The organism is Aeromonas sp. SE22 (assembly GCF_038739755.1).
Taxonomy (GTDB): domain Bacteria; phylum Pseudomonadota; class Gammaproteobacteria; order Enterobacterales; family Aeromonadaceae; genus Aeromonas; species Aeromonas jandaei.
In genome coordinates, this window is sequence record NZ_JBCGFD010000031.1 from 1 (window position 1) to 240 (window position 240).

Consider the following 240-nt stretch of genomic DNA (forward strand, 5'->3'; position numbering starts at 1 on the left):
GAGCAGGGGATTGAAAATCCCCGTGTCGGCGGTTCGATTCCGTCTCTGGGCACCAAATTTTGGTGCCATGAAATAAAAAATTTGTTCATGCACAATGGTTTAAAGTGTGCCGGCTTAGCTCAGTAGGTAGAGCAACTGACTTGTAATCAGTAGGTCACCAGTTCGATTCCGGTAGCCGGCACCATTTGCCCAGATAGCTCAGTCGGTAGAGCAGGGGATTGAAAATCCCCGTGTCGGCGG

At 50.4% G+C, this 240-nt stretch carries 1 tRNA gene; it reads left to right on the forward strand.

From position 1 onward, the window contains the following. Positions 1-108 precede the first annotated feature (108 nt). Positions 109-184 (forward strand) — tRNA-Thr (locus AAHA39_RS20545). The last annotated feature ends 56 nt before the right edge of the window (positions 185-240 follow it).